This window comes from Mesorhizobium sp. M7A.F.Ca.CA.004.06.1.1, from assembly GCF_003999135.1.
In the GTDB taxonomy this organism is placed as follows: Bacteria; Pseudomonadota; Alphaproteobacteria; order Rhizobiales; family Rhizobiaceae; genus Mesorhizobium.
Map to the genome: position 1 here is coordinate 1 of NZ_RZPQ01000317.1, position 6,342 is coordinate 6,342.

The following is a 6,342-nucleotide window of genomic DNA, read 5'->3' on the forward strand; positions in this document are numbered from 1 at the left end:
CGCGCATGCTCATCGTCGGCGTTGGTGCCGTGCCGAATTTAGAACTGGCGCAGGCGGCCGGCCTCAGCATCGCCAACGGCATTCGCGTCGATCATCAGATGCGCACGTCGATGCCGGAGATTCTCGCCATTGGCGATGCTGCCTCCTACCGGCACTGGTTCACCGGCGGCGACGTGCGGCTGGAATCGGTGCAGAATGCCACCGACCAGGCGCGGCTTGCCGCGCGCACGATATCGGGCCATGCCGACGCCTATTCGGCGGTGCCATGGTTCTGGTCCGACATCGGCGACATCAAATTGCAGATGGTCGGCCTGACCGCCGGCGGCGACAGCCATGTCGTGCTGGGCGACCTGCCCGACAACAAGTTCTCGATCTACCACTATGCCGGCGACCGGCTGCTCGGTATCGAATCGGTCAACCGTCCCGGCGACCACATGCTTGGCCGCAAGATGCTCGGCGCCGGCTTCTCGCCGACGCCGCAGCTGGTTGCTGAGGGACCTGACGGTCTGAAGGCGGCGCTGGCCGCATTCCAGCAGGATGAGCCTGCAAGGGCTGCGGGCTAGCCCCCCGCTTACCCTCCCCCTTGTGGGGAGGGTCGCTGCGAAGCAGCGGGGTGGGGGTGGGCGCCAAGCCCCCACCCGGACCTTCGGCCCGACCTCCCCACAAGGGGGAGGTAGAAGTTCAGGCGGCGCAGACTTCGCGGATCGAGCTTTCCAGGATGTCGAGTGCTTCGTTCATGACCTCGTCCTGGATGGTGATCGGCGCCAGGAAGCGGATGACGTTGCCGTAGACACCGCAGGTCAGCAGGATCAGGCCCTTGTCGAGCGCCTTCAACCGGATCGCATTGGCGATCTCGGCCGACGGCAGGCCCTTCTTGACGTCGTTGAACTCGACCGCATTCATGAAGCCGAGGCCTCTGATGTCGACGATCTCGGGCACGTCGTCACGGATCGACTGCAGCCGCTGCTTCAGCCTTGCGCCCAGCGTGTTGGCGCGGTCGCACAGGTTTTCGTCCTCGATCACGTCGAGCACGGCGTGCGCGGCGGCAACACCGATCGGGCTGCCGCCATAGGTGCCGCCGAGCCCGCCGGGGCCGGGCGCATCCATGATTTCGGCGCGGCCGGTGACCGCGGCCAAGGGAAAACCGCCGGCCAGGCTCTTGGCCATGGTGGTGATGTCGGCGGCCACCTCATGGTGATCCATCGCAAACATCTTGCCGGTGCGGGCAAAGCCGGTCTGCACTTCGTCGGCGATCAGCAGCATGCCGTGCTGGTCGCAAAGCTTGCGCAGCGCAACCAGGAAATCACGCGGCGCGTCGTAGAAACCGCCTTCGCCCTGAACCGGCTCGATGATGATGGCTGCGACGCGGGCCGGATCGACATCGGCCTTGAACAGCCGGTCGAGCGCGGCCAGCGAGTCGGCGACCGAGACACCGTGCAGCGGCACCGGGAACGGCGCATGATAGACGTCGCCCGGCATGGCGCCGAAGCCGACCTTGTAGGGCACGACCTTGCCGGTAAGCGCCATGCCCATGAAGGTGCGGCCATGGAAGCCGCCGGCGAAGGCGATGACCGCCTGACGGCCGGTGGCATTGCGGGCGATCTTGATGGCGTTCTCTACCGCCTCGGCCCCGGTGGTGACGAAGATCGTCTTCTTCTCGAACTTGCCAGGCAGCATGCCGTTCAGCCGTTCGGCCAGGCGCACATAGCTCTCATAGGGCACCACCTGGTGGCAGGTGTGGGTGAAGCGGTCGAGCTGTGCCTTGACCGCCTCGATCACCCTGGGATGGCGATGCCCGGTGTTGACCACGGCGATGCCCGACGAGAAATCGATATAGCGACGTCCCTCGACATCCCAGATTTCCGAATTTTCAGCCCGGTCGGCATAGATCTGCGTGGTCATGCCGACGCCGCGGGAAATCGATTGGTTCTTGCGTTCGGAAATGGCTGAATTCTTCATCGTATCCTCACCGGGCCGGCGCCCGTCCTGTTTGATGCCGTTGAGACGTCTTCTGACCTTATTTCACGTTTTCCTCAAGTCGGCACCACCGGCAGGCGATTGGGCCTGCGACAGGTGGATCCCGGCGCTTAACCAGTTGCCCGATACACGTACGACACCGGTTTCCTTTTCCCGGGGATCGACTATCCTCCAGATATCCGCGAGGTCTCGCGATCCGCGCTAGCCGCCCACGGGGCTGGGGGAGTCCATGAGCAGGAACGCGACATCGTCCGTCTCGCGGCCGTCGGTCAAAACCCCCTGCCTGTTTTCTTGTCCGATCGCCTCGGTGCTTTTCGCTTGCACGGCGGCTCTTCTGCTAACCGGCTGCCAGAAGCAGGAGGCGGCGGACAAGAAATTGCCGGTCATGGTGCGCACCGAAACGGTGGCGATGGCCGACTATGCGCCAAGGACCTCACTGACCGGGGTGATCGCGGCGCGTACGCTGAACAATCTGTCGTTCCGGGTCGGCGGTCGCGTCGCCGAACGGTTTGTCGATGTCGGCCAGCATGTCGATCAAGGCACGGTGCTCGCCCGGATCGATCCGCAGGAGCAGGAATCCGATTTGCGCTCGGCGCAGGCCGATCTCGACGCGGCGCAGGCGCAATTGACCCAGTCCGCCGCCGCCTTCGAACGGCAGAAGACGCTGCTCGCCCAGGGTTTTACCACCAGGCGCGATTATGACGCCGCGGACCAGGCCCTGAAGGTGGCACAAGGCAGCGTCGAAGCCGCGCAGAGCGCTTTCTCCAACGCCCAGCAAAACCTGTCCTTCACCGAGCTCAAGGCCGGTGCCGCCGGCGTGATCACCGCCCGCCAAGTCGAAACCGGCCAAGTGGTGCAAGCCGCGCAAACCGTCTTCACCGTCGCCGAGGACGGTGACCGCGACGCCGTGTTCAACGTGCAGGAGACGCTGATCGCCAAGGCACCGGCATCGCCTGCGGTGACGATCACGCTGTTGTCCGATCCGCAGGTCAGGGCGACGGGCAAGGTCCGCGAAATCTCGCCTGCGGTCGACCCGGCTTCGGGCTCGATCCGGGTCAAAATCGCCATTCCCGACACGCCCGCCGGCATGCCGCTTGGGGCAGCCGTCATCGGCACGGTAAGCGCCAAGCCGGCGAAGGCGATCCTGCTGCCTTGGCAGGCGCTGACGTCCAGCGGCGGCAAGCCGGCGGTCTGGATCGTCGATCCCTCGACCAAGGCAGTGACGATGGCGCCAGTCGAAGTGCTGGCGTTCAATTCGGGCACGGTCGTGATCGCCAAGGGGCTGGACGCGGGCCAGAGCGTCGTCACCGCTGGAGGACAGCTGCTCAGCCCTGGACAGACGATCGAGATATCGGGAGCGGGCCAATGAGCCGGACGCCACGCATCCTGCTCGGCGTGCTCATGCTCGGCGCGCTGGCATCCTGCTCCAAGTCGGAGGAAAAGCCGCCCGAGATCGTCCGACCGGTGCTGTCGATGGTGATCGAGCCGCGCACCACGCAAATCTTCGGTTTTGCCGGATCCGTCGAACCGCAGGTCAGCGCCGACCTGGCCTTCCGCCTGCTTGGCCGGGTCGTCTCGCGCGACGTCCAGGTCGGCGACATCGTCAGCAAGGGCACGACGATAGCGGCACTGGATCCGACCGCACTGGAGTTGGGCCTCCAGGCGGCCAAGGCGGAACTGTCCAATGCCGAGGCGCAGCTCGCCAACGCCGCCGCCAGCGAGGAACGGCAGCGCCAGTTGCTCGCCTCGGCCAACGCCACGCAAGCTGTCTTCGATGCCGCGCAGCAGGCGCGCAAAGCCGCGGAGGCAGGTGTCGAGCGGGCCAAGGCTTCGCTTGCCAAATCGCAGGAACAGCTCGGCTATGCCAGGCTGTTCTCTGATTTCGACGGTGTCGTCACCGCGGTCGGCGCCGAAGTTGGCCAGACGGTCTCGCCCGGCCAGACCGTCGTCACCGTGGCGCGTTCGGACCTGCGCGAGGCGGTGGTCGACATTCCCGATCAATTGACCGGTGATCTTGAGGCCGGCACGCCCTTCCAGGTGATCCTGCAGTCGCTGCCTACGATCCAGACCGGGGCCAAGCTGCGCGAGATCGCACCGCAATCCGAGGGCTCGACCCGCACGCGGCGCGTCAAGCTGACGCTCACGGATCCGCCACAGGCCTTCCGGCTCGGCTCGACGGTGACGGCGACCCGCGTGACCAAGGTGGCACCGACGATCGAATTGCCCATGTCGGCGCTGTTCGAAAAGAACGGTTCCGCGAAAGTATGGATCGTCGACCCGCAGACATCCAGCGTGAACGCACACGACATAAAGGTCGCGTCGAAGAATGGCGGCACCTTCACGGTGGCCGAGGGGCTGGAGGCCGGCATGCGTGTTGTCACGGCGGGCGTCCACAGCCTGAGCGAAGGCCAGAAGGTGACAGTGCCCGAGGGAGGGGCCTCATGAAAGGCTTCAATCTCTCCGACTGGGCGCTCAACCACCGCTCCATGGTCTGGTATTTCATGCTTGTCTTCGTCGTGGCTGGCGTGTTCTCCTACCTCAATCTCGGCCGTGAAGAAGACCCCAATTTCACCATCAAGACGATGATCATCCAGGCCAACTGGCCGGGCGCCTCGGTCAGGGAAACCGTGCAGCAGGTGACCGACCGTATCGAGAAGAAACTCGAGGAACTCGACAGCCTCGACTACACCAAGTCCGTCACCACGGCCGGCCAGACCGTCATCTTCGTCAACCTGAAGGACACCACCAAAGCACGCGATGTCGTGCCGAACTGGATTCAGGTGCGCAACATGGTCAACGACATCGCGGCGCAGTTTCCGCAGGGGGTGCAGGGACCCTTCTTCAACGACAGCTTCGGCGACGTCTATGGCAACATCTACGCCTTCACATCGGACGGGCTGACGCCGCGCCAGTTGCGCGACTATGTCGAGGACGCCAGAACAAAAATCCTGACCGTGCCCAACGCCGGCAAGGTCGACCTCGTCGGCGCCCAGGACGAGGCGATCTATCTCGAATTCTCGACCCGCCAGATCGCCGCCCTCGGCCTCAACCAGCAAGCGATCGTGGCGAGCCTGCAGGCGCAGAACGCGATCACGCCGTCCGGCGTCATCCAGTCCGGGCCGGAGCGCATCAGCGTGCGGGTCGGCGGGCAGTTCACCTCCGAGGACAGCCTGCGCGCCATCAATCTGCGGGTCGATGACCGTTTCTTCCGCCTCAGCGACGTGGCGACGATCACGCGCGGCTATGTCGATCCGCCTACGGCGCTATTCCGCTTCAACGGCCAGGACGCCATCGGGCTCGCCATCGGCATGAAACCCAACGCCAACCTGCTCGAGTTCGGCGAGGCGCTGCACAAGGAGATGGACAAGGTGCTGGCCGACCTGCCGGTCGGTGTCGGCGTGCATCTGGTGGCCGACCAGCCGGTCATCGTCGAGGAGGCCGTCTCGGGCTTTACGCGCGCGCTGTTCGAGGCGGTCGCCATCGTGCTCGCCGTGTCGTTCATCAGCCTCGGCATGCGCGCCGGCTTCGTCGTGGCGCTGTCGATCCCGCTGGTGCTGGCCATCACCTTCACGGTCATGGCCTATCTCGGCATTTCGCTGCAGCGTATTTCCCTGGGGGCGCTGATCATCTCGCTCGGGCTTCTGGTCGACGACGCGATGATCGCGGTCGAGATGATGGTGGCGCGGCTGGAGGTCGGCGACAATCTGCGCAAGGCGGCGACCTATGTCTACACATCGACCGCCTTTCCGATGCTGACCGGTACGCTGGTGACGGTCGCCGGCTTCATCCCGATCGGCCTCAACAACAGCGCCGCCGGCGAATATACCTTCACCCTGTTCGTGGTCATCGCCGTTTCGCTGCTGGTGTCATGGGTCGTGGCGGTGCTGTTTGCGCCACTGCTCGGCGTCACCATCCTGCCGGCGACGATGAAAACCAAGCATCACGACCAGCCTGGCCGCTTCACCTCGCTTTTCCGGCGCGTGCTTGTCGGCTCGGTGCGCCATCACTGGCTGACCATCATCGTCACAGTGCTTTTGTTTGCCGGCTCGATCGCCGGCTTCGGGCTGGTGCAGCAGCAGTTCTTTCCGCCATCGGACCGGCCGGAGCTGATCGTCGACTGGAACCTGCCGCAGAATGCCTCGATCGCCGATACGCGCGACCAGATGGAGCGGTTCGAGCAGCGGGCGCTGGTCGGCAATCCCGACATCGACCATTTTTCGTCCTATATCGGCCAGGGCGCGGTGCGTTTCGTGCTCGCCTATGACGTGCAGCCGGCCAACCCCTATTTCGGCCAGACCGTCATCGTCACCAAAAGCATCGCGGCCCGCAACCGGGTCAAGCCGGCGCTTGAAAAACTGCTGCGCG

At 64.8% G+C, this 6,342-nt stretch carries 5 protein-coding genes; 4 read left to right on the forward strand and 1 reads right to left on the reverse strand.

The features are described from left to right. Positions 1 to 563 (forward strand): oxidoreductase C-terminal domain-containing protein (locus EN906_RS18985; protein WP_164777235.1); only part of this gene is annotated, 563 nt, incomplete at its 5' end. Positions 564 to 681: 118 nt separating this feature from the next. On the opposite strand, the gene EN906_RS18990 is transcribed toward EN906_RS18985, so the two are convergent. Next, a complete protein-coding gene (locus EN906_RS18990; protein WP_023811424.1) occupies positions 682 to 1,959 on the reverse strand; it encodes a 4-aminobutyrate--2-oxoglutarate transaminase in 1,278 nt (425 codons plus the stop codon). A gap of 247 nt (positions 1,960 to 2,206) precedes the next feature. Here EN906_RS18990 and EN906_RS18995 point away from each other — a divergent pair, with 247 nt between their 5' ends. From EN906_RS18995 to EN906_RS19005, 3 genes are all read left to right on the forward strand, one after another. After that, positions 2,207 to 3,346 (forward strand): efflux RND transporter periplasmic adaptor subunit, encoded by a 1,140-nt coding sequence (locus EN906_RS18995; RefSeq protein ID WP_127272390.1) that lies wholly within the window; start codon positions 2,207 to 2,209, stop codon positions 3,344 to 3,346. Further along, positions 3,343 to 4,422 (forward strand): efflux RND transporter periplasmic adaptor subunit, encoded by a 1,080-nt coding sequence (locus tag EN906_RS19000; protein WP_127270819.1) that lies wholly within the window; start codon positions 3,343 to 3,345, stop codon positions 4,420 to 4,422. Before EN906_RS18995 ends, EN906_RS19000 begins: the two co-directional genes overlap by 4 nt. Further along, on the forward strand, positions 4,419 to 6,342 hold a 1,924-nt coding region (locus EN906_RS19005), incomplete at its 3' end, for an efflux RND transporter permease subunit (RefSeq protein ID WP_164777236.1). The genes EN906_RS19000 and EN906_RS19005, both read left to right, overlap by 4 nt.

Excerpts from the sequence above, each read along its gene's own strand:
- EN906_RS18990 (WP_023811424.1), bottom strand. The coding sequence starts at position 1,959 with ATGAAGAATTCAGCCATTTCCGAACGCAAGAACCAATCGATTTCCCGC.
- EN906_RS18995 (WP_127272390.1), top strand. The coding sequence starts at position 2,207 with ATGAGCAGGAACGCGACATCGTCCGTCTCGCGGCCGTCGGTCAAAACC.
- EN906_RS19000 (WP_127270819.1), top strand. The coding sequence starts at position 3,343 with ATGAGCCGGACGCCACGCATCCTGCTCGGCGTGCTCATGCTCGGCGCG.